The organism is Aquidulcibacter paucihalophilus, assembly GCF_002105465.1.
In the GTDB taxonomy this organism is placed as follows: domain Bacteria; phylum Pseudomonadota; class Alphaproteobacteria; order Caulobacterales; family Aquidulcibacteraceae; genus Aquidulcibacter; species Aquidulcibacter paucihalophilus.
This window is the reverse complement of record NZ_NCSQ01000069.1, coordinates 94,412-113,573: the sequence shown is the minus strand read 5'-3', so window position 1 is coordinate 113,573 and position 19,162 is coordinate 94,412. Positions and strand designations below refer to the sequence as shown.

13 protein-coding genes are annotated in these 19,162 nt (G+C 56.5%); 3 read left to right on the top strand and 10 right to left on the bottom strand.

Features of this window, described 5'->3' with window-relative positions:
- Positions 1-299: 299 nt before the first annotated feature.
- Genes scpA through B7364_RS05930 form a run of 3 tightly spaced genes read right to left on the bottom strand, consistent with a single transcriptional unit; the run spans position 300 to position 5,138 of the window.
- Positions 300-2,453, bottom strand: coding sequence for a methylmalonyl-CoA mutase (scpA, locus tag B7364_RS05940; protein WP_085339014.1), 2,154 nt, complete (start codon positions 2,451-2,453; stop codon positions 300-302).
- Positions 2,450-4,282: a methylmalonyl-CoA mutase subunit beta gene (locus tag B7364_RS05935; RefSeq protein ID WP_085339013.1), complete on the bottom strand. Its 1,833-nt coding sequence runs from the start codon at positions 4,280-4,282 to the stop codon at positions 2,450-2,452. Before B7364_RS05935 ends, scpA begins: the two co-directional genes overlap by 4 nt.
- Before the next feature lie 40 nt (positions 4,283-4,322).
- On the bottom strand, positions 4,323-5,138 hold the full coding sequence (locus B7364_RS05930; protein ID WP_085339012.1) for a helix-turn-helix transcriptional regulator: 816 nt from the start codon (positions 5,136-5,138) through the stop codon (positions 4,323-4,325).
- A gap of 263 nt (positions 5,139-5,401) precedes the next feature.
- On the opposite strand from B7364_RS05930, the gene B7364_RS05925 reads away from it, so the two are divergent.
- Positions 5,402-6,373, top strand: coding sequence for an NAD(P)H-dependent flavin oxidoreductase (locus B7364_RS05925; RefSeq protein ID WP_085339011.1), 972 nt, complete (start codon positions 5,402-5,404; stop codon positions 6,371-6,373).
- 78 nt (positions 6,374-6,451) lie between these two features.
- Complete coding sequence (locus B7364_RS05920) at positions 6,452-6,922, top strand: D-Ala-D-Ala carboxypeptidase family metallohydrolase (RefSeq protein ID WP_085339010.1); 471 nt, start codon at positions 6,452-6,454, stop codon at positions 6,920-6,922.
- Here B7364_RS05920 and B7364_RS05915 read toward each other — a convergent pair.
- The 7 genes from B7364_RS05915 to B7364_RS05885 all read right to left on the bottom strand — a co-directional run bounded on the left by B7364_RS05915 (position 6,919) and on the right by B7364_RS05885 (position 15,950).
- Positions 6,919-7,809 carry a hypothetical protein gene (locus tag B7364_RS05915; protein ID WP_085339009.1) on the bottom strand — a complete coding sequence of 297 codons (891 nt, stop codon included), beginning with the start codon at positions 7,807-7,809 and terminating at the stop codon, positions 6,919-6,921. The two genes, B7364_RS05920 and B7364_RS05915, sit on opposite strands and share 4 nt — an antisense overlap.
- A 123-nt stretch (positions 7,810-7,932) precedes the next feature.
- On the bottom strand, positions 7,933-8,769 hold the full coding sequence (locus tag B7364_RS05910; RefSeq protein WP_157893531.1) for a heme-dependent oxidative N-demethylase subunit alpha family protein: 837 nt from the start codon (positions 8,767-8,769) through the stop codon (positions 7,933-7,935).
- 85 nt (positions 8,770-8,854) lie between these two features.
- Entirely contained in the window at positions 8,855-9,403 is a 549-nt protein-coding gene (locus B7364_RS05905; RefSeq protein WP_157893530.1) for a hypothetical protein, read from the bottom strand.
- 12 nt (positions 9,404-9,415) lie between these two features.
- Positions 9,416-10,291: a helix-turn-helix transcriptional regulator gene (locus tag B7364_RS05900; RefSeq protein WP_198534062.1), complete on the bottom strand. Its 876-nt coding sequence runs from the start codon at positions 10,289-10,291 to the stop codon at positions 9,416-9,418.
- A 120-nt stretch (positions 10,292-10,411) separates the two neighbouring features.
- The gene (locus tag B7364_RS05895) at positions 10,412-13,645 is read right to left on the bottom strand and encodes an error-prone DNA polymerase (RefSeq protein ID WP_085339005.1); all 3,234 of its coding nucleotides are present in this window, start codon (positions 13,643-13,645) and stop codon (positions 10,412-10,414) included.
- Positions 13,646-13,684: 39 nt separating this feature from the next.
- Positions 13,685-15,253 carry a DNA polymerase Y family protein gene (locus B7364_RS05890; RefSeq protein WP_232780822.1) on the bottom strand — a complete coding sequence of 523 codons (1,569 nt, stop codon included), beginning with the start codon at positions 15,251-15,253 and terminating at the stop codon, positions 13,685-13,687.
- Positions 15,180-15,950: a hypothetical protein gene (locus B7364_RS05885; RefSeq protein ID WP_085339003.1), complete on the bottom strand. Its 771-nt coding sequence runs from the start codon at positions 15,948-15,950 to the stop codon at positions 15,180-15,182. Before B7364_RS05885 ends, B7364_RS05890 begins: the two co-directional genes overlap by 74 nt.
- A 245-nt stretch (positions 15,951-16,195) precedes the next feature.
- On the opposite strand from B7364_RS05885, the gene B7364_RS05880 reads away from it, so the two are divergent.
- On the top strand, positions 16,196-19,147 hold the full coding sequence (locus B7364_RS05880) for a PAS domain-containing hybrid sensor histidine kinase/response regulator (protein ID WP_085339002.1): 2,952 nt from the start codon (positions 16,196-16,198) through the stop codon (positions 19,145-19,147).
- Positions 19,148-19,162 lie beyond the last annotated feature (15 nt).

Sequence of the window (19,162 nt, the reverse complement as noted above, 5' to 3'; positions counted from 1 at the left end):
CCGATCCGGGACCTTGTGGCGCAAAAGCGTAAGGAGGTCCCGCTCTCCACTTCGTTCCGGCGGGGACGACAGTGGTTTTGGTTAGGTTTTTTATCTGGACGCACTTTGGTGATCCCCTTGGTCCACCAAATCGCCCACGAACAATAACGTATGGCCTTTGGGGCAGGCCGGGCCTGCACCAAAGCCTTCTAGAACAAAACAGCTATCCTCAATGCTATGCCTTACGGCGCAACCGAGTCCCACAAGGTCCCCGCTCTCCTCTTCGTTTCGGCGGGGAGGACCTTGGGAGAAAAGGCGTCCTAATAGCCCAAGCGGCCACTCAAGGTGCCGATCAGATCGACAACCGCTTCGCCAATCACGGTGCCTGGCAGATAGACCGCGCTGGCACCCATTTGTTTGAGAATGGGCACATCATCGGGCGGGATCACGCCGCCGATGACGATCATAATGTCACTGCGGCCTTCCGCCGATAAGGCCTGGCGAAGGGCCGGTAACAGCGTCAAATGGCCTGCTGCCAGCGAGGAGAAGCCGATGACATGCACATTATTCTCCACCGCTTGGCGGGCCGCTTCCTCGGGGGTGGCGAACAAGGGGCCGATATCAACATCAAAGCCCAGATCGCTAAAGGCGGTAGCAATCACCTTTTGACCGCGATCGTGACCGTCTTGACCCATTTTTGCGACCAAGATTTTAGGCGGGCGCCCATCGGCCTTGGTAAAGGCGGTTATGGCGTCGCGAGCCTGTTGCAAGACGGGGTTTGCGGGGTCAGCTTCGCGGGCATAGACGCCCGAATTGATCCGAATTTCTGCCTTATGGCGACCATAAACATCTTCCAATGCCAGCGAGATTTCGCCCACGGTCGCTTTGGCCCGAGCGGCCTTAATGGCAAGATCGAGGAGGTTACCCGTGCCATGACGGGCAGCTGCGGTTAAAGCCGCACAGGCTGCATCGACATCGGCCTGCGTGCGTTCAGCCTTCAAGCGCTTCAATTTCTCCAGCTGTTTCATGCGAACAGCCGTATTGTCGACTTTCAGGACCGGCACGTCCTCAAGTTCATCGAGCGGGAATTTATTGACGCCCACCACGGTCTGCATGCCGGTATCAATGCGCGCTTGGGTCTTGGCGGCAGCTTCCTCAATCCGCAATTTGGGCAAGCCCTGTTCGATGGCTTTGGCCATGCCGCCCAAGGCTTCCACTTCTTCAATATGTTTCCAAGCCCGCTCAGCCAGATCAGCCGTCAGCTTTTCGACATAATAGCTACCACCCCACGGATCGATCGGGCGGGAGAATCCGGCCTCTTCCTGCAGCACCAATTGGGTATTGCGGGCGATGCGGGCCGAAAAGTCTGTCGGCAGGGCTAAGGCCTCATCCAAACTATTGGTGTGCAAGCTTTGCGTATGGCCATGGGTGGCCGCCATGGCCTCGACGCAGGTGCGCACGGCATTGTTGAACACATCTTGCGCCGTCAAGCTCCAGCCAGAGGTTTGGCTGTGGGTACGCAGTGCCAGAGACTTCTCGCTTTTGGGATTGAATTGCTTGACCAAGCGCGCCCATAAGGCCCGCCCCGCCCGCATCTTAGCAACTTCCATGAAGAAATTCATGCCGATCGCCCAGAAGAAGGACAGGCGCGGCGCAAAAGCATCAATATCTAATCCCACCTCAAGTCCGGCGCGGATATAATCCAACCCATCGGCAAGGGTGTAGGCAAGCTCTAGGTCTGCTGTCGCCCCTGCTTCTTGCATATGATAGCCGGAAATGGAGATAGAATTGAACTTCGGCATGTTTTGACTGGTAAAGGCAAAAATGTCCGAAATGATCCGCATGCTGGGGCCTGGCGGATAAATATAGGTGTTGCGTACCATGAATTCTTTGAGAATGTCGTTTTGGATGGTACCCGACAATTTATCCGGGCTGACCCCCTGTTCTTCAGCGGCGACAACATAGAGTGCGAGAATGGGCAAGACCGCGCCATTCATCGTCATCGACACGCTCATCTGATCAAGCGGGATACCCTCAAACAACGTGCGCATGTCATAAATGCTGTCGATGGCCACGCCAGCCATGCCGACATCGCCCAGCACGCGGGGGTGGTCGCTGTCATAGCCGCGATGGGTTGCAAGGTCGAAGGCAACCGAAAGGCCCTTCTGCCCCGCAGCCAGATTGCGGCGGTAAAAGGCGTTGGAATCTTCAGCCGTGGAAAAACCCGCATATTGGCGGATCGTCCACGGTTGTTGGACATACATCGTGGGATAGGGCCCACGAATATTGGGGGCAATGCCTGGAAGGCCGCCCAAATGGTCAAGCCCTTTGAGGTCGTCAGGGCTATAGGATGGCTTGACCAACACATCTTCCGGGGTACGCCACATCTCTGCGCTGGCAGAAGTGCTGGCCGCTACAGAGGCCAGCTTTGGCACCCCCAAGTTGAGCGTGCTGAAGTCGGGTAGCTTGCTCATGCGGGCTCCTCCAGAAGCGAGATGGCGTAGGTGAGTTCAGCCAAAATATCAGCCCCGGCAAACAGATTGCGATCAATGGCAGGGGCGTTGAACTTGCCGGCCAGCCAAATCTGCTCGGCGCCGGCGGCTTTGAGCGCGGTAGCAGCGTCGCTGGCTTCTGCCTCATAAGTCGCATCATCGCCGCACAGGCAGGCGATCGAGGTACCACTGGCCTTAAAGGCTGCAACCAGCGCAGCAAGATCAGCATGAGCCATATCGGCACCCAAGGCCTTAATGCCGCCTGCTTCAAAAGCATTGCGGGCAAAGCCAGCCCGCGCGCTAAACTTGGCGAGGCTGCCGAGGGTCGCGAGAAAAATCTTCGGGTGAAGGCTGTCTGCCCGGTCACGCAAAGCTTCAAAATCTTGCGCCAAACGCATGGGCGGGATCGCGCCTGCCAGCGGGGCTGCGGGCGCCGTAGTCGCGGCAATGGGGGGTGTGGCGGGCAAGACTTCGTCCAGATTGGCATAGATATTAATGCCAATGAGTTGGGTCTTGCGCTTGGCGATATCGCGCGTGCGGGCGGCACGCGTTTGGGCAACCCAGCCTTGCACCAAGCCCTGATCTAAAGCAGATGGTAGACCCCCTGCCCGCTCAATCGCTTGCACCAAGGGCCAAGCGGCTTTGGCTAAATCTTCTGCCAAGGCTTCCATCGCCCAAGCCCCGCCAGCAGGATCGGTGACCCGGCCCAAATGGCTCTCCTCTTGCAAGATCAATTGAGTATTACGGGCGATGCGGCGAGCATTCTCGTCAGCGAGGCCCAAGGCGCTTGTAAAGGGAAGGACGGTAATCACGTCCGCCCCACCCGCTGCTGCCCCAAAACAGGCGCAAGTGGCGCGCAAAATATTGGTCCAAGGATCGCGCTTGGTTTGCATGCGACCAGACGTCACCGCTTGCAACCGCATGGGGGCTAACACGCCACACGCCTCAAGCACGCGGGCCCACAGCCTGCGCGCGGCGCGTTGCTTGGCAATCTCTACCACCACATCAGGCCCTGCACTAAGCGTGAACAACAAGGTTGAAGTGACTGCCTCAGGGGTAAGACCCATAGCCTCACCGGCGCGGAGATGGGCGATGCCCGAAGCCATCAAGACCGCCAATTCTTGCGCCTCAGACCCACCGCCTTCATGAACAGGCCGCGCATCGGCCCGCAAGCAGGTGGCAGAAGGAAACAGGGTTTGGGTCTGGACGGCAAAGCCCGCAGCGGCTTCAAGGCTACAGCCCGTTTGACCGTTCATGCGGGCAGCCATGGGGTCAAGGTTAAAGGCAAGCTTGGCTGTCGCGCGTTGGGGTTCTGGCACGGCATCGGCTAAAGCCCGCGCGGCCCCCAAGGGATCCGCAGGTGCATCCAAGGCCAGTGTGGCCAAGCCCAGCAATACGCCCTTAATCAAAACTTGGAAGTCTGCCACCTGGCTGGCTGCCACCCCGCAATTGCCAGTGGGATCAATCACAAATTCTATGGAAGAGACACCGCGCTCCAAATCATGCAGGGCGGTTTGGTTCGCCATATGGGGATCTGGGGTCAAAATGGATTGGCGAATATCCCATGGCAAAAAAGCATCGCGCACTGCGTCTGCACCACGGATGAACGGTGCATGCCCCGCCACCCCGGTGCGTTCACCCGGGCTTGGCGCATCATCGGCTGTGTAGAGCGGCCGAATGGGCACACCATCATAGGTCTGCCCGGTGAGACGTTCAAACGGAGCCCCCTTCAATGCTTTTTCAGCCAGCTCTTGCCAGCGCGCAAATTCAGGGTCAGTGAAGCCAGAAGCGAGTGCGAATGGATGGGTCATAGGATGGCAAGTGCAGGCCTAAGCCCGCCTCGTCAAGACCTCACCTTGCGGTAGATACCAGTCGAACCAAGTCGGCTTGCCGCCGCAAGCCCAATTTCGCAAGGAGGCTTTTGATCTGGCTCTTTACAGTGGCCACAGATGTCTTGCGAATTGCAGCAATCTCTTCAACCATCCGCGCCTGCGACAACAGGGTTGCGATATTGGCTTCAGACTTGGTCAGCCCGGCAAAGACTTGAAGGCCCGTAATGGTTGCCATTTCGTCTTGGGTCGTCTTGGGCAGCAACACCGCGACATAGGAGCCTAAGGTCGCCTCACATTTAAACAGGCGGACCATATCGACAACCCAGCCATCCAAGTTGCGCAACGGCAAGGACAAATGCTTGCCTTGATAGCCGTCGTACAAAACACCAAGCCCTGCCTGGAGGTCGGTCACACTGCGAGCGGCCAAGGCAATCAACTTGCCATCTTTCAGGCGTAAGGTACTGGAAGCCTCGATCCGACGGGCCCATTTTGATGTGCCTGCATGAACATGGCCGGTTTGATCGACGATGACTCCATGAACGCCAGCTGCTTCCAGCCCGCTCAAAAACTGTTTGTGTTTGGCACGGCGATCTCTGTCTTCTTTCGACTCATAACCCATATCTGTTTGCCAGGACGGCATATGCTCCGTCGGGCTGCGGTCGATGGCATCAAACGCCCAACCAAGGCCTACCGTCTCTGTGTTATCAAACCCAAGAGGTTGATCAGGTAAGCTGTCGTAATCTGGCCGAATCTTCAGATCCGAACTGGTGTTTTCCGAACCAAGTTCTGGAAGTGGCTCCATAGAGCCATCCATGCCGGGCTTTTCCGCGCTCATACAACTCCCCCAAGCCGAGTGGTTATCTTGTTGGGGCCATTAGGTAAAGTCCACTCAAAATAGCGGTTAATTTAATACGAGATCAAAAATGTTTCGGAAATGTGATCGGATATCTATCAGACGCATCGGTAGCGGCGCTAAACTTCTTGTGGCCAATGCCAGTTTAGGCGCGCGCTTCTACTTGCATCGCAGCGCAGGACGCGCCAAGACGGGTTCATAAATGTAGCCATAATGGCACCCGCCACACTGCTCTGGGAGTTCACATGTCGGTACCTGCAGTTCTATCTCGTCTTCGGATCCCTGTGATCGGAGCGCCGCTCTTCATCATTTCCAACCCTGATCTCGTCATTGCGCAATGCAAGGCTGGCGTCGTCGGCTCCTTCCCCGCGCTGAATGCGCGCCCAGCGCCTGTCTTGGAAGAATGGCTGGACAAGATCACCACCGAATTGGGGGAATGGAATGACAAAAACCCAGACCGCCCAGCAGCCCCTTTTGCCGTCAACCAGATCGTTCACAAAACCAATGACCGCCTGATGCATGACGTTGAGGCCTGCGTGAAGTTCAAAGTGCCAGTCGTCATCACCTCGTTGGGTGCGCGCGAAGATGTGAACCAAGCCATCCAGTCTTACGGCGGGATCACTTTGCATGACATCATCAACAACCGCTTTGCGAAAAAGGCGGTTGAAAAAGGCGCAACTGGCCTGATCGCGGTTTCGGCTGGTGCTGGTGGCCATGCTGGAACTTTGTCACCCTTTGCTTTGGTGCAAGAAATTCGTGAGTGGTTTGACGGGCCTTTGTGCGTATCAGGTTCCATCGCCAATGGCGGTGCTGTTTTGGCGGCCCAAGCCATGGGCGCAGACTTTGGCTACATTGGTTCTGCCTTTATCGCGACTGCCGAAGCCAATGCCGAAGAAGCCTATAAACAAATGATCGTCGACAGCAGTGCTGACGACATTATCTATTCCAATCTGTTTACGGGCGTGCATGGCAATTATCTGGCTCCTTCGGTGGTGGCAGCTGGCCTTGACCCAGCAAACTTGCCAGAAAGCGATCCCTCAGCGATGAACTTTGGCTCGGGCGGCAATCAGTCGAAAAAAGCTTGGCGGGATATTTGGGGCTGCGGCCAAGGCATTGGGGCCATCAAGAAAATCGCCACGGCTGGCGAATTGGTCGACCGCTTGGCGGCTGAATATGAGGCCGCAAAAGCGCGCGTTTTGGCCGCGCCAATGCGCTAATCGAGACTTAAGCGGTCACTCTATCCGACTGACCTGATTAGGGGGCCATGGTGTCGTCTTCTTTCTAAGGAGTGACACATGGCCCTTTTTTCATCCCCTCCCCCCGCAGCACAGCTCGGCTGGCGCTGGCCGCATTTTTCGGCTTTAGAATTGGCTTGCCCATGCCGCAAACATTGCACAGGGGAGTATTTTCATGACCCGCGCTTTATGGACGCGTTAGAGGCAATGCGGGGAAAAATGGGGCCTTTGCTCATTCGCTCGGGTCACCGATGTCGGGCGCACAATGCCGCGGTGGGTGGTGTCCCAAATTCCTACCATACCAAAGCCATTGCTGCCGATATTGCGGTGACGGACAAAAATCGAGCACGCCTGTTACAAGCGGCCGTCAATGCTGGATTTACGGGCTTGGGCTATGGCCGCAGCTTTTTGCACGTCGACTTAGGTCCTCCCCGGGCTTGGACTTATCCCGGGGCTTTGGGCTTTTGGGTCAAAGCTTTAGGCTTTGACCCCATGCGAAATCCGATTAAGCCACGCACAGGATCGGCTTAACCGCCCTTAGCTTTATTTTTCGCCTCTTTGGCTTCACGTTCAGCCTTGGTAGGTGGCGGCGGTGCACTGGCCTTGATCTGGCGCGCCTGCAAAGCCAAAGCCTCCCCGCGAGCCCCTTCTTCATCTTCACAACTGACGCGATCTTTCAAAATCGGGTCACGTCCGACAACACACAAGCCGCTGGCTGCAACGCGCACATTGCCGACACTATCGGCCGGGTCATTGGTATCACGATTGAGCAATTGCGATGAAACTTCGGCTTGGGCGCGTGATTTGATCTCCTGGGCGTAAAAAGACAAAGCCGCACTCTCGCCCGATCGACCCATAGAGCCGGTCGCACTCGCAAAGCGCTGGACAGAGTCAGCAAAGGCACGGGGTGAGATTTTGCCCGAGAAATACAAGCGTCGCGCCAACACAGCCTCAGCCCCAAAAAAGGTCTCTGCCGAGCGGGGGTCACGCTTTTCAAAGGCCAGGAACCCGAGGCGTTTGGCTGCTTCAAGGGCGACGGCATCGCCTGCTTCTCCCGGGGGTGCTAAGGTCAAAGCCGCACGGAAAGCTTGTTCAGCTTGGCGCAGATCGCCAGCCGCACTTGCCGCACTACCCGCCTTGATCGAGGCGCGCGCGGCTTCATCTGTGACCGGCGGCGGTGGTGGCGACGGTTCTGGCGGGGCAACCGGTGCGGGGAGTTCAACAGCCGGGGTGGCGGCTGGTTCGATCGGCGCGGGCGCGGGTGTAGGCACAGGCGGAGCCATCTTTTGCACAACCGGCGCAGGTTGCGAACGCTTTGATTTGGGCTGCTTTTGTCCTGCTGTCTGGGCCAAGGCTAGGCTGCCTAAGCTTGCTGCCATGCCGGCAAACAGGAACAAGTTTGTTTTGGAAGCTTTCAAGTGACCCTCGGTTCTACAGCAGAAATTGAGTTGCTCCAATTTGGATAGGACTCGCGCCAAGCGCCTGTGATGAACTACAATAACGAACGCACGCGCCGAAGCAACGCGTAACACGCAGAAGGGTCAAGGATTTCTTGCATAATCGCGAAGTAAGGCCGCAACATGGCGCTCTAGGCTTTCCCACTTTTTATAAGCACGAACCTCTGGACCGGCCTCGTGCCAAGCCTGTTGAAACGCCTGCGCGAGCTCGCTTTCACCCAGGAGATCTGCCAGTCGATACAAGCGAATGCGGATGGTAAACAGGACGGCACCAGATTCTGGAAGTCGGCGGATTGTTTGTCGTTCAACCCGTACATGAAGCGCCTCGCGCCCTTCCTCAAGGCCGGCTGCGGCTGCCGCTGCACGCAGAGGGCCACCGTTTGGGGTGTATCGGGCGTCACGCCATTGGACGGTCCAATTATGTCGCTCAAGCACAAGCTCATCGCGCAATAAGGAGAACACACGAGAGATGCGTCCACCCAAGCCTGGATCGCCGCCCGGCACCGGTCGGTGGAGCCCAAAAAGGCTCTTGCCAATCGCCTCATGGGCCGAAAAAAAGGTTGGGCTGCACAAACACAGCGCTGTATTGGTCCAAGCCCCGTCACGCATCTCCATCAAAACCAGATCATCGGAAACCAATCGACTGGCGGCAAATAGGGGCGGCTCACCGGGATCAATGCTCTGGCCACAGGCCGATGCGACCAAAGCTGCAGCCTCGATCTGCCCTGGCATCGAGCCTGTTATGCTGGCAAAAACTGCATCAGGCTCGGCATCCATCAATTGGTTTTTCGGGCCAATCCAATGGGATTGGTCGTCTGGCATCAGCCACGCGTGCGGTTCAATCGGCGCAAGGCCCACATCAAAGCACGGCGGCCCGTGCTCAAAGGGTAATGGACGGAAGGAGGATAGCGGATAGGACACACGGTGTTGAAACCTGTTTGGATACAGGTTTCAAGCGGGCAGATGCGATAAAGGCCCTGCCCGCCTGCCTTTAATGGCTGAAGGATCAAGGGGTTTTTTGCGGCACCAGATCATTTGGACCAATCACCCGATTGGTCGATTTGGTCGGATTGGCCCTGCTGGCGGGCGTAGCCCGTTGCCGATAGTTCCAAGAATCTGCCTCATCGCCACAGACCGTGGCAAACACACGTTGCGGCTTCCTATCAGGACCAATGCGGACATCTTCTTGGGTTTGACAGGTAGAATCTGGATTCACATCGCCCGTGAAAATGTCCGAGGTGACCTTCAAATTCTCCTCTGGGGCTAATGCACAGCTAGGCGTGGGTTGTCCGGGTGTCACGACACATAGATTGGAGGGGCCGAACAAACTCGCCGTGGGATCAAAGGCTTCGACACTCGCATCCGCACCGGGTTGCTTGGCCGCGGGCCCAGCCCAGTCCAGCGGAACCGCCCCGTCTGGGGTCGCGATTGCATTTTTCAGCCCCGGCATCAAGGGACCTGATTGGGCCGGAGTCTCCGAGGCGGTAGGAGAGTCGGGTGCAAACGACGCGGTGGTCGAAAGCGCGACCATCATGAGAGCCAAAATAGGGGGCAATGCAAAAACCTCTCATGCACGAAACGACGTGGCAATAGTAGTCAAAGAAGATGCCTGTGAAGTCTTACTTTGGCGTGAATGCGGCCCGGGCTTGGGATAACGGCGGGCATAAGGGTCTTCGGGTTTGGCTTCTAGGCGGGCTTGGTTCAAATGATGCACCGACAAATCACCGCGCAATAATGCCCGCACAGCCGCTTGGACGCGATTGACAACACCCAATTTGCGCGAGGCATTGCCCAAATGGAACTGAACGGTGCGCGCCGTCACGCCGGTTAAAACCCCGATCTCCCAATTGGTCTTGCCTTCTAAAACCCAATGCAAGCATTCGATCTCTCGGCTGGTCAAATGGGCAGGCTCTGCAGGTTGAAACAAAGCAGCGGCGGTCAGGCGTCGCACGCGCTGGTAAAACGCCATGGCAATATGGCTCAAGGCTTCTTCATCATCGGGGTCAAGTTTGATGAGGCGTGGGGCTGCAAACATCATGATAGCCACACAGCCCTGAGGGCCATGGACGGGCGTGGTGATGCCGTCCCGGAAGCCCTGTTCCCGACTGGCGCGGACAAAGTCACGCTGTTCCGGGCTGCGGGCAGAGGTAAAGGCGCGTTGCCACTGGACAGAGCCTGCCCGTTGGATGGCTTGATTGCGGGCTGGATCAAACCGGCAACTGGGCTCGGTCGCATATTGGCGTCGCCACGTGGGATCAAAATTGCCGAAGTTTAAAAGGCTTGTTGGATCAAGCATCGGATTATGCGGCCCTGGGGCCAATTGATACCAGCCAAAGCCACAAGCCTTGGCATAAGTGGTCAGGATATGATGGAGGTCGCCTTCACGCCTTGCGGCACGCAACTCAAGTAAAACCGCGGCAGTTAGGCTTTGAATCTGAGTCATCGCCGTCTCCGTTTGCACTGCACTCTTCTGGTGCATTTATAAGATTTATCAATTTTAAATAGAGTTCTTAGGTGGCGATAGGGGGGTGCTGTGTGTTTCCTCCGTTGCATGGGACCGCTCTCAGTGAAAATCGCGGCTATTGGCAAAGGCGCGTGTCGCCCGCTGTTGGGCCAGCGCCCGATTAGTGGCTTGGGTTAACTTTGGGTCTTCGCGCGGGCTTTGGTGTTCATCGGCGCGGGCAAGGGCTTGGATAAAGTCACGCGTACCATCAGATAACTCAGCCAAACGGGGGTTCAAATTGGTAACCCGGTCGGCAATCACATGGATGACGCCATGCTCTCGTTGGAGCCTGCCTCGGATCGCCATCAATTTTGCGGCTAAAGTTTCCCGTCGGAAACGCTCAAAAATCTTCGGCCAAACAATCACATTGGCAGAACCCTCTTCATCTTCAAGCGTCACAAATAAAACGCCCTTGGCTGTGCCAGGCTTTTGGCGCACCAAAACAAGCCCTGCAATATCAACCCGCGCCCCATTGGGGGCAGTCTTGAGAGCTTGGGACGTAATGAAGCGCTTTTCTGCCAATTCCGCCCGGAAGAAGGACACCGGATGGGCTTTAAGGCTAAGGCGCAGACGGGCGTAATCATGCACGACCTGTTCACTCAACGGCATGTCTGGCAAAGCAGGGTCGACTTCTGGGCCATATTCGCTGGCAAGCTCAAACAAGGGCAAAGCATGTTCTGCGAGTCCTTTCGCACGCCAAAGCGCTTGGCGACGGTCCAAGTGTAAGCTGCCCATCGCATCCCCGTCGGACAGCAAATCCATCGCCCGGCCATTCAGGCGCGCGCGCCGCTTTAAATCTTCCGCATCTAGGAATGGCCCGCCCCCAGCACGCGCCGCCACCAAGCGGGCGGCATCGGCCTCCTTGAAGCCCTTAATCTCCCGCAAGCCCAGACGTACAGCCTTGCGCTGTCGACCCGGACGGGCTTCCAACACATTATCCCAATCTGAAAAGCCCACATCTGGCGGCAGCACCTCTACCCCATGTTCCTTGGCATCGCGCACCAATTGGGCTGAGGCGTAAAAGCCCATAGGCTGGGCGTTGAGAATGGCGGCTAGAAAGACCTCCGGCCAATGCTTCTTCAACCAAGCTGACACATAAACAATCAACGCAAAGCTAGCAGCATGGCTTTCCGGGAAACCATATTCGCCAAAGCCCTCAATCTGGCGAAAACAGCGCTCAGCAAAATCTTGCTCATAGCCATTGGCCACCATGCCATCGACCAGACGTTTGCCAAACTCATGAATGATACCGACTTTGCGGAAAGTGGCCATGGCGCGGCGCAAACGGTCGGCCTCAGAGGGCGTAAAGCCAGCCGCAACAATAGCGATACGCATGGCTTGTTCTTGAAACAGCGGCACCCCGAGGGTTTTGCCAAGCACGTCTTCAAGCGCCTTCGAGGGAAAAGTGACCTTTTCTTGGCCTTGGCGGCGACGCAGATAGGGGTGCACCATGTCGCCTTGAATAGGCCCTGGTCGCACAATGGCGACTTCGATCACCAAGTCATAAAAAGTGCGGGGGCGCAGCCGTGGCAGCATCGACATTTGCGCCCGGCTTTCAATCTGGAACACACCGACCGTATCGGCGGCACAAATCATATCATAGACTGCAGGGTCTTCAGCGGGAATATCGGCAAGCCCCAACCGCACACCATAATCCTGCTCTAAAAACTCAAAGGCGCGGGCCACACAGGTCAACATGCCCAAAGCCAGCACATCAATCTTCAAAATACCCAAAGCATCCAGATCATCCTTATCCCACTCCACAAAGGTGCGGTCGGGCATGGCCGCATTGCCAATCGGTACCACTTCATCAAGCGGGCCACGCGTGATGACAAAGCCACCGACATGCTGAGACAAATGGCGGGGAAATCCGTGCAGCGTGCGGGCAAGCGTCAAGGTCCGGGCGATCACGGGGGTCGTAATATCTAGGCCCGTCATCTTCTGAATAAGGGCCGGGTCAACCCCACCGCGCCCCCACCCCCAAACGGACTTGGCCAAAGCTTCTTGTGTATCCCCACTCAAGCCCATGACTTTGCCAACTTCGCGCAAGGCAGAACGGCCACGATAGGAGATCACCACCCCAGCAATGCCAGCCCGATGGCGGCCGAATTTGTCATAAATATATTGGATGACCTCTTCGCGGCGCTCATGCTCAAAATCGACATCAATATCGGGCGGTTCACGCCGCTCGGCAGAGATGAAGCGTTCAAACAAGAGGTCGACGCGGATGGGATCTACCGCGGTTATCCCTAAACAATAGCATACAACCGAATTAGCCGCGGACCCCCGACCTTGGCACACAATGCCCCGGCTGCGCGCAAAGGCGACGATGTCATAAACAGTTAGAAAGTAAGGGGCGTAACTCAATTCTGCGATCAAAACATATTCATGATCCAAGGCTGCCCGCACCCGTTCTGGGACCCCATTTGGATAGCGATCTTGTGCGCCCAATTCACTCAAGCGAATTAAACTATCCATCGGGGTTTCCCCCGGTGCTACAATTTCGTCGGGATATTCATATGCCAGTTGATCTAGGGAGAAAGTGATCGCATCAAAAAGTTTCTTATGTGCATGAAGACACGATTCAAACCCTCTAAAGAGGCGAATGACTTCTTCAGTTGGTTTCAGGCATTTTTCGCTATTTTGTAAGCGCAAATAGCCCGCAGCCTCCAATGTCGTCTTGGTACGGATACAGGCTAGAACATCGGCTAACAGCCTGCGCTCTGGATGGTGGAACAGCGCATCCATCGTGGCAATCAGGCGTGCACCCGTACCTTGAACCAGTTCAACTAATTGGGCCAGACGCTGAAAATCCGTCCCGTCAAAAGGCCGGGTTGCGGCGACATAAAGATCTGTGGTTTGGGGGGCGTCGGCCAAATGGGTTTTGGCTTTATCAAGCCAAGCTTGGGTGAGGATGGCGGGGGGCACAAGGATGGCGCAAGCCCCATTCATGGCTTCCAGCAGATCGGCCTTTTCCAGGGTGCAACTGCCTTTGCGAGAGCGGCGATTGCCGCGCGTCAAGCATCGGGTCAAGCGGCCCCAAGCCGCCCGATCTTTGGGATAAATGGCTGTCTCAAAGCCATCGGGCTCCACCAAGCGCGCCCCAACAATCAGCCGAATACCAGCTTCCTTGGCGGCCACATGGGCACGCACCACGCCTGCAACCGTATTGATATCGGCAATGCCTAAACCTTGCAGACCAAGACCATGGGCTGCCCACACCATCTCATCGGGCTGACTGGCCCCTTTCAGGAAGGAGAAACTGGTTGTCGCCAAAGGCTCAAAGATGTGCATAGCCGCACCTGAGTTTGATCAAAATGAAGCAAATAAGCCTCATGCCGCACTCCCATGCACATACCATTTGGGGTGATCGACTTTGCCGGGCAGGCCTTGGCGATAAAGCCAGAAGCGGCGGCCTTCACTGGTCTCAATGCGGTAATAGTCGCGGTCATGGGCCTCACCACAGGCAATACGTTCTGGCCCCTCAGCACAGGCGACTTTGAAGGCCAAGGCGCGCCAACGAAACAGGCGGGGTGGACCGTCTGGCACTTCGGCGATGGCATCAATCGGTTCAGCTCGTTCCAACAGCAAAGCGGGGCGGCGTGCCGCCAAAGCTTCGGGGAAGCGGCTCGCCTGCGGCCGTCGATCGGCAAAAGCTACAGGGCGGACGGCCTGTTCAGGCACCCAATGGGCCACCGCCTCCATCCGCGTCACCCGCCCCGCACCGAGGCGGGCCGATAAGCGGTCAGCCAAACGATGCAGCGCATCGGCACTGGCTAAAGCCGCCGCAGCCACGGGGTCCAAGTCCATGACTTGGCCTTCCAACACTTCAACGACAGGGGCACAAACTTCAATCAGATCAATCCCAAAGCCCAAATCAAGCCCCGCGCCATTGGCTTCTGCCTCAATCCGTTCGCATAAGACCTTCGCCCACAAAACCGCGTCGCGATGGGCGCGCCCAGACCCGCCAACGAGCTGTAAGACGACCCCATCCACACGATAGAGCTTGAGAACTAAACGGCGTGCGCCTTCATTATAGGAGTCCAGAAGCGTGCATATCTCTCCTGCAGCCTTCGACCCTGCCAACTCCAAGCCTTGGCGGGTCATCAAGGGTTCGGCCAAGCGCAAACGGATACGCCGCGGCACAATCTCGGCAACCGGATCAATGGCTTCTTCCTCAAGCCCACGGGCCCGGTCTAAAGCGCGCACCAGATCAATACCAAATCGTCTAGCCAAAGCAGCAGAGGATTGGGTGGCGACTTGGCCAATGGTCTTCAACCCCAAAGCCCGCAAGCCCGTAATGGTGGTGCTTGGCAGGCGCAAAGCCTCAACCGGCAAAGCCCCAACCAAGGCGCGCAAAGCCGCCCCGTCTGGCGCACTCAAGCCATGGCGCGCCTCTGGCGCAAAGCGTGCGAGGGCAAAGGCTGCCCCCGGTGTCGCCGCGCAAGCCGCCCGCGCTGTTAAGCCCAGCGCCTGCATTTTGATGACCATATCAGCCAACATGGCGGCTTCCCCGCCAAACAAATGGGCGCAGCCCGTAATATCGAGGAAAAGCGCATGCGTGCCTTCAAGCCCTTTGACTGGCGCACAATATGGGCTCCATCGCATGGCCCAGCGCGCCAAAGCGAGCAGATCATCCCCCTCCCCCACAGGATCGCTGTCGGCAACACAAATGTCTGGCACCAAGGCCTTAGCCCCAGCCAGCATCATGCCTGAGGATAAGCCTACCTCTTGTGCGGCACGATTGAGGGCAATCAGACGGATGCCGCCCGCACTGCGCGTAACCGTGGCACACGGCTTAGTACGCGAGAAATTTATCCCCTCGCCTTTAAGCAGAGAGGCAGTGCGGCTGAGGCGATCGGTTGGCCAGCGTGGCAGGCTGATACAGGCTATGCGTCGCATCATCATACTCCAAGTCAAAGGATTGTGGACGCGCGCCATTGCGGGCGCGCTCAAGGTGAAGTCTCCAAGCCGGGGGTCCAAGCCCCGGCAAAGCCGTGCCCAGAGGTACAGGTCGGCAGGGGCGAGAGGTGATAACCAGTCGCGCACGTGCTGGCGCAAAAGCAGAAGTGCGCAGCCCTTGGACCGCCAAAACCAAACTATGGGCCTGCTCTGCTGCCAGTTGGACCCGCCGCGCGCCGGCAAGACTAAAGCCGGCCTTAGGTCCCGAGACAGCCAGAATGGCGGCCAAGCCAAAGGTGCGGGCCGCATCCTCCACACAGGCGTGGAAGCCCTTCACATCGGGGGCACGAACCAACAAAATACGCGATGGACATATCCCAAGCTTCTGCAAGCCTGGCCCATAGAATTGCCCCCAAGCAGGCCCCCATCCAGGCCCGCGACTGGCATCTTCAATCACCACCAGATCGCCAGAGCGCTGCTGCAATGCCCTGGCCAAGCAGACAAAAGCAAAGTGCAGGCTTGCAGGTTCATCCATGAAAGCAGCCGGAACCACTTCGGTCACACCACCCAAAGCCAATCCACCGCCCAAGGCCAGGTCCAACCCATCTGCGCCTGTTGGCAAACAGCTCAAGGCCGGACGGCCCTCTGTTTCAATGGCCCGTATCTGGGTACGCAAAGCGGTCAAATCCGGTCTCATGGCGGGAACTCACATACCTTTCTGTTCTCAATGTTCTTGATTTGTTCTAATCACGAAGACGGCGGTGAGTCGAGTCGGAAATTTTGTACCCGCTCCAAGGCACGTCCGGTAATGACGTATGAAAGGAAAAATGCATCCATCTGCCTAAGCTCAAAAAACCAAGATAATCCCTCAAAAAAAGAGCAATTTAACTCAACAGAAACTCCATGTGGTCTATCCTCTCCCGTCAGATTTAGGATGGCCGCATGAAATCGATCCCCAGGCTAGTGACTGTGACGTTTGCTATTTTGCTCCTCGCAGCGGCCTCGGCATGGCAATTTGCCTCCTATCGCGAAATCAATACGCGCCAGATTTTGTTCACCGAAGCCACCGGGGAGATCAATCGTCTCGACGAAGTCTTGACCATGTCTGCCTTGATGCATGCCACCACTGCCGATCCCAAATGGGCCACGCGCTACAAAGAAAACACCCCCCATCTGGAGGCAGCCATTGTCAAAGCCATGTCCATCGGACCGTCAGGGGTAAAAGAAAACCTCGGTGAAGTTGAACTGGCCAACACCAAATTGATCGATCTTGAACGCCTGTCTCTAGCTCTGGTGGCAGACGGCAAAAGAGATGAGGCTCTCATGATCCTGTCGTCACAGAATTATGCAGACCTAAAAAGCACCTATATTCGCGAAATCAAAAAAGCCCTCGACTCCGGATCTGCCGACATTCAGTCCGCAAAAATGCGCATTCAAACCGGACTTCTGGTCACCATCATTCTGGTTGGTATTGCTTTCATTTTGATTTTTGAACTTTGGCGCCAAGACCGCGACGTCGTCCAAAAAGCACAAATCCGCTACCGGGAATTCGCACGCTTTGCAGAATTGGCGCGCAACCCCGTGGTCCGCACCAATCCGAAGCGAGAAATCATTTGGGCAAATGACGCTTATCTGGCTCTTACCGGCTATAGTCGCGCAGAAGTCCTTGGCAAAAAGCCCAGCGAACTGACCCTCTCTCCAGAAGCTGACCCGGAACAGGTCGCCCAATTGGTTGGTGCCCTCAATCGCGGCGAAGCAGCCAGCGCTACCCTTTTAAACCGAAACAAATCCGGTAAAAACTATTGGATCAATCTCGACATCCAACCCCTTTTTGACGACAAAAAGCAACTCGAAGGCTTCCAAGCCATTGAAACAGACGTCACCGACTTGGTCGAAGCCCAGCGGCGCGCTGACGATGCTTTGGCTAATCTCAATGCCTATCAATCTGCGCTGGACGAGCATTCTATCATCTCGGTTGCTGACCAATTTGGCCGCATTGAATTCGTCAATGATCGTTATTGCGAAATCAGCGGCTATAGCCGCGAAGAGCTGATCGGGCAGAGCTATCAGGCGGTCCAATCAGGCATACATGACCCATCCTATTTCCGGGAAATGCGAGACACGATCAATTCTGGACATTCCTGGCGAGGGGAAGTGTGTACTCGCGCCAAGGATGGGTCTCATTTCTGGGTCGATGCGACGGTTGTGCCTTTGCCCGCAACCCAGACGCGTGGGCCGCGCTTTGTGAGCATGCTCTACGACATTACAGAGCGTAAACGCACCGAAATAGAACTCAAAGAAGCCCTTGGACATTCAGCCACCTTCTTTGATGTATCCTCCGAACTTTTGTGCATCGCCGACAGCAAGGGCCGAATGATCCGCCTCAGCAAGTCGGCTGAAAAAGTACTTGGGCGGCCCGAACACGAACTGCTCGGCCGCTCGTCGACGGATTTCATCCACCCGGACGATCAAGAACATACCGCCATTGCCATGCAGCAACTTGTGAAGACTGGCGAGTTGATTGACTTCATTGCCCGCTATGTGCATCCCGATGGGGCCGTGCGGAGTGTCGAATGGCGGGCGCGAGTTGTCGATGACCTTATTTATGCAACTGCACGGGATGTGACCGAGCGCTTAGCAACCGAAGCCGAGCTATTGGCCGCGCGCGAGCAAGCCGAAGCGGCCAATCGCGCCAAAAGCAGCTTTTTGGCCAATATGAGCCACGAAATTCGCACGCCACTAAATGGGGTCATTGGCGTGGTTGGCGCTCTGTCGCGGACGGATTTGACGCAAAATCAGCGCGAAATGGTCGATTTGATCCAATCCTCCGGCGAAACCCTTGAATTGCTGCTGTCTGACATTCTTGATGTGTCCAAAATTGAAGCCGGCAAGTTTGCCCTGCAGCCAGAGCCCTTCGATCTGCGCAAAACAATTGAGGCGACGGCGCAAGTGATGGGAATACGGGCCGAGGAAAAAGGCTTGGACTTCCATCTGAGATTCGGCCCAGGCACCGAGGGCCTGTTCGAGGGTGATGGGGTTCGCGTAAAGCAAATCGTATCGAACTTGGCTTCCAACGCGGTTAAGTTCACCCAGCACGGCCAAATCGATATCAGCGTTACCGCGAAAGATCAAATCGATGGCCCCTGCCAAGTTATGATCAGCGTCAAAGATACAGGCATTGGCTTTGATGACCAAACCAAACAACGCCTGTTTGCGCGCTTTGAGCAAGCCGATGCCTCCATTACCAAGAATTTCGGCGGCACGGGCCTAGGCCTTTCGATCTGCCGGACCCTCACAGACATGATGGGCGGGCAATTCCTCGTCACCTCAGAAGCAGGCATTGGCAGCCTTTTCTCGGTCATTCTACCCCTGCCACGGGTGCAAGCAAAAGCCTCTCTGGTTGCAACCCCGTCGGCGACCCATGCCGCCGAGGCAGAGGTTTTGGAGGTGGGCCGGACCAGCAGCACATCCAACCTTTCAATTTTGCTAGCTGAAGATCATCCCGTGAACCAGCGGGTCATTGCCATGATCCTAGATCCACACAATATTTCTTTGACGATCGCGCAAAATGGCCAGGAAGCCATTGAGATGTGGCAAAATGCGCGCTTTGATCTCGTACTGATGGACATGCAAATGCCGATCTTGGACGGTCTGTCTGCGACAAAGCAAATCCGTGAACTTGAACGCACAAAAGGTCTTCGACGCACCCCCATCGCGATGGTCAGCGCTAACGCCATGAAAGACCATATTGCCCAGTCGTTTGGGGCGGGTTGTGACTTCCACATCGCGAAGCCTGTGACGCCTGCGACCCTTCTAAAAGGCATAGACGCCACTTTAGAGGCCTGCGCAGCCTTTGAGCGGCCAGCATTAAACCCGACGGGGACGCAAATTTAGCCCCCTCACCTTTGA

Coding starts and splice junctions, on each gene's coding strand:
- scpA (WP_085339014.1), bottom strand. CDS start 2,453: ATGAGCAAGCTACCCGACTTCAGCACGCTCAACTTGGGGGTGCCAAAG.
- B7364_RS05935 (WP_085339013.1), bottom strand. CDS start 4,282: ATGACCCATCCATTCGCACTCGCTTCTGGCTTCACTGACCCTGAATTT.
- B7364_RS05930 (WP_085339012.1), bottom strand. CDS start 5,138: ATGAGCGCGGAAAAGCCCGGCATGGATGGCTCTATGGAGCCACTTCCA.
- B7364_RS05925 (WP_085339011.1), top strand. CDS start 5,402: ATGTCGGTACCTGCAGTTCTATCTCGTCTTCGGATCCCTGTGATCGGA.
- B7364_RS05920 (WP_085339010.1), top strand. CDS start 6,452: ATGGCCCTTTTTTCATCCCCTCCCCCCGCAGCACAGCTCGGCTGGCGC.
- B7364_RS05900 (WP_198534062.1), bottom strand. CDS start 10,291: ATGACTCAGATTCAAAGCCTAACTGCCGCGGTTTTACTTGAGTTGCGT.
- B7364_RS05895 (WP_085339005.1), bottom strand. CDS start 13,645: ATGCACATCTTTGAGCCTTTGGCGACAACCAGTTTCTCCTTCCTGAAA.
- B7364_RS05890 (WP_232780822.1), bottom strand. CDS start 15,253: ATGCGACGCATAGCCTGTATCAGCCTGCCACGCTGGCCAACCGATCGC.
- B7364_RS05885 (WP_085339003.1), bottom strand. CDS start 15,950: ATGAGACCGGATTTGACCGCTTTGCGTACCCAGATACGGGCCATTGAA.
- B7364_RS05880 (WP_085339002.1), top strand. CDS start 16,196: ATGAAATCGATCCCCAGGCTAGTGACTGTGACGTTTGCTATTTTGCTC.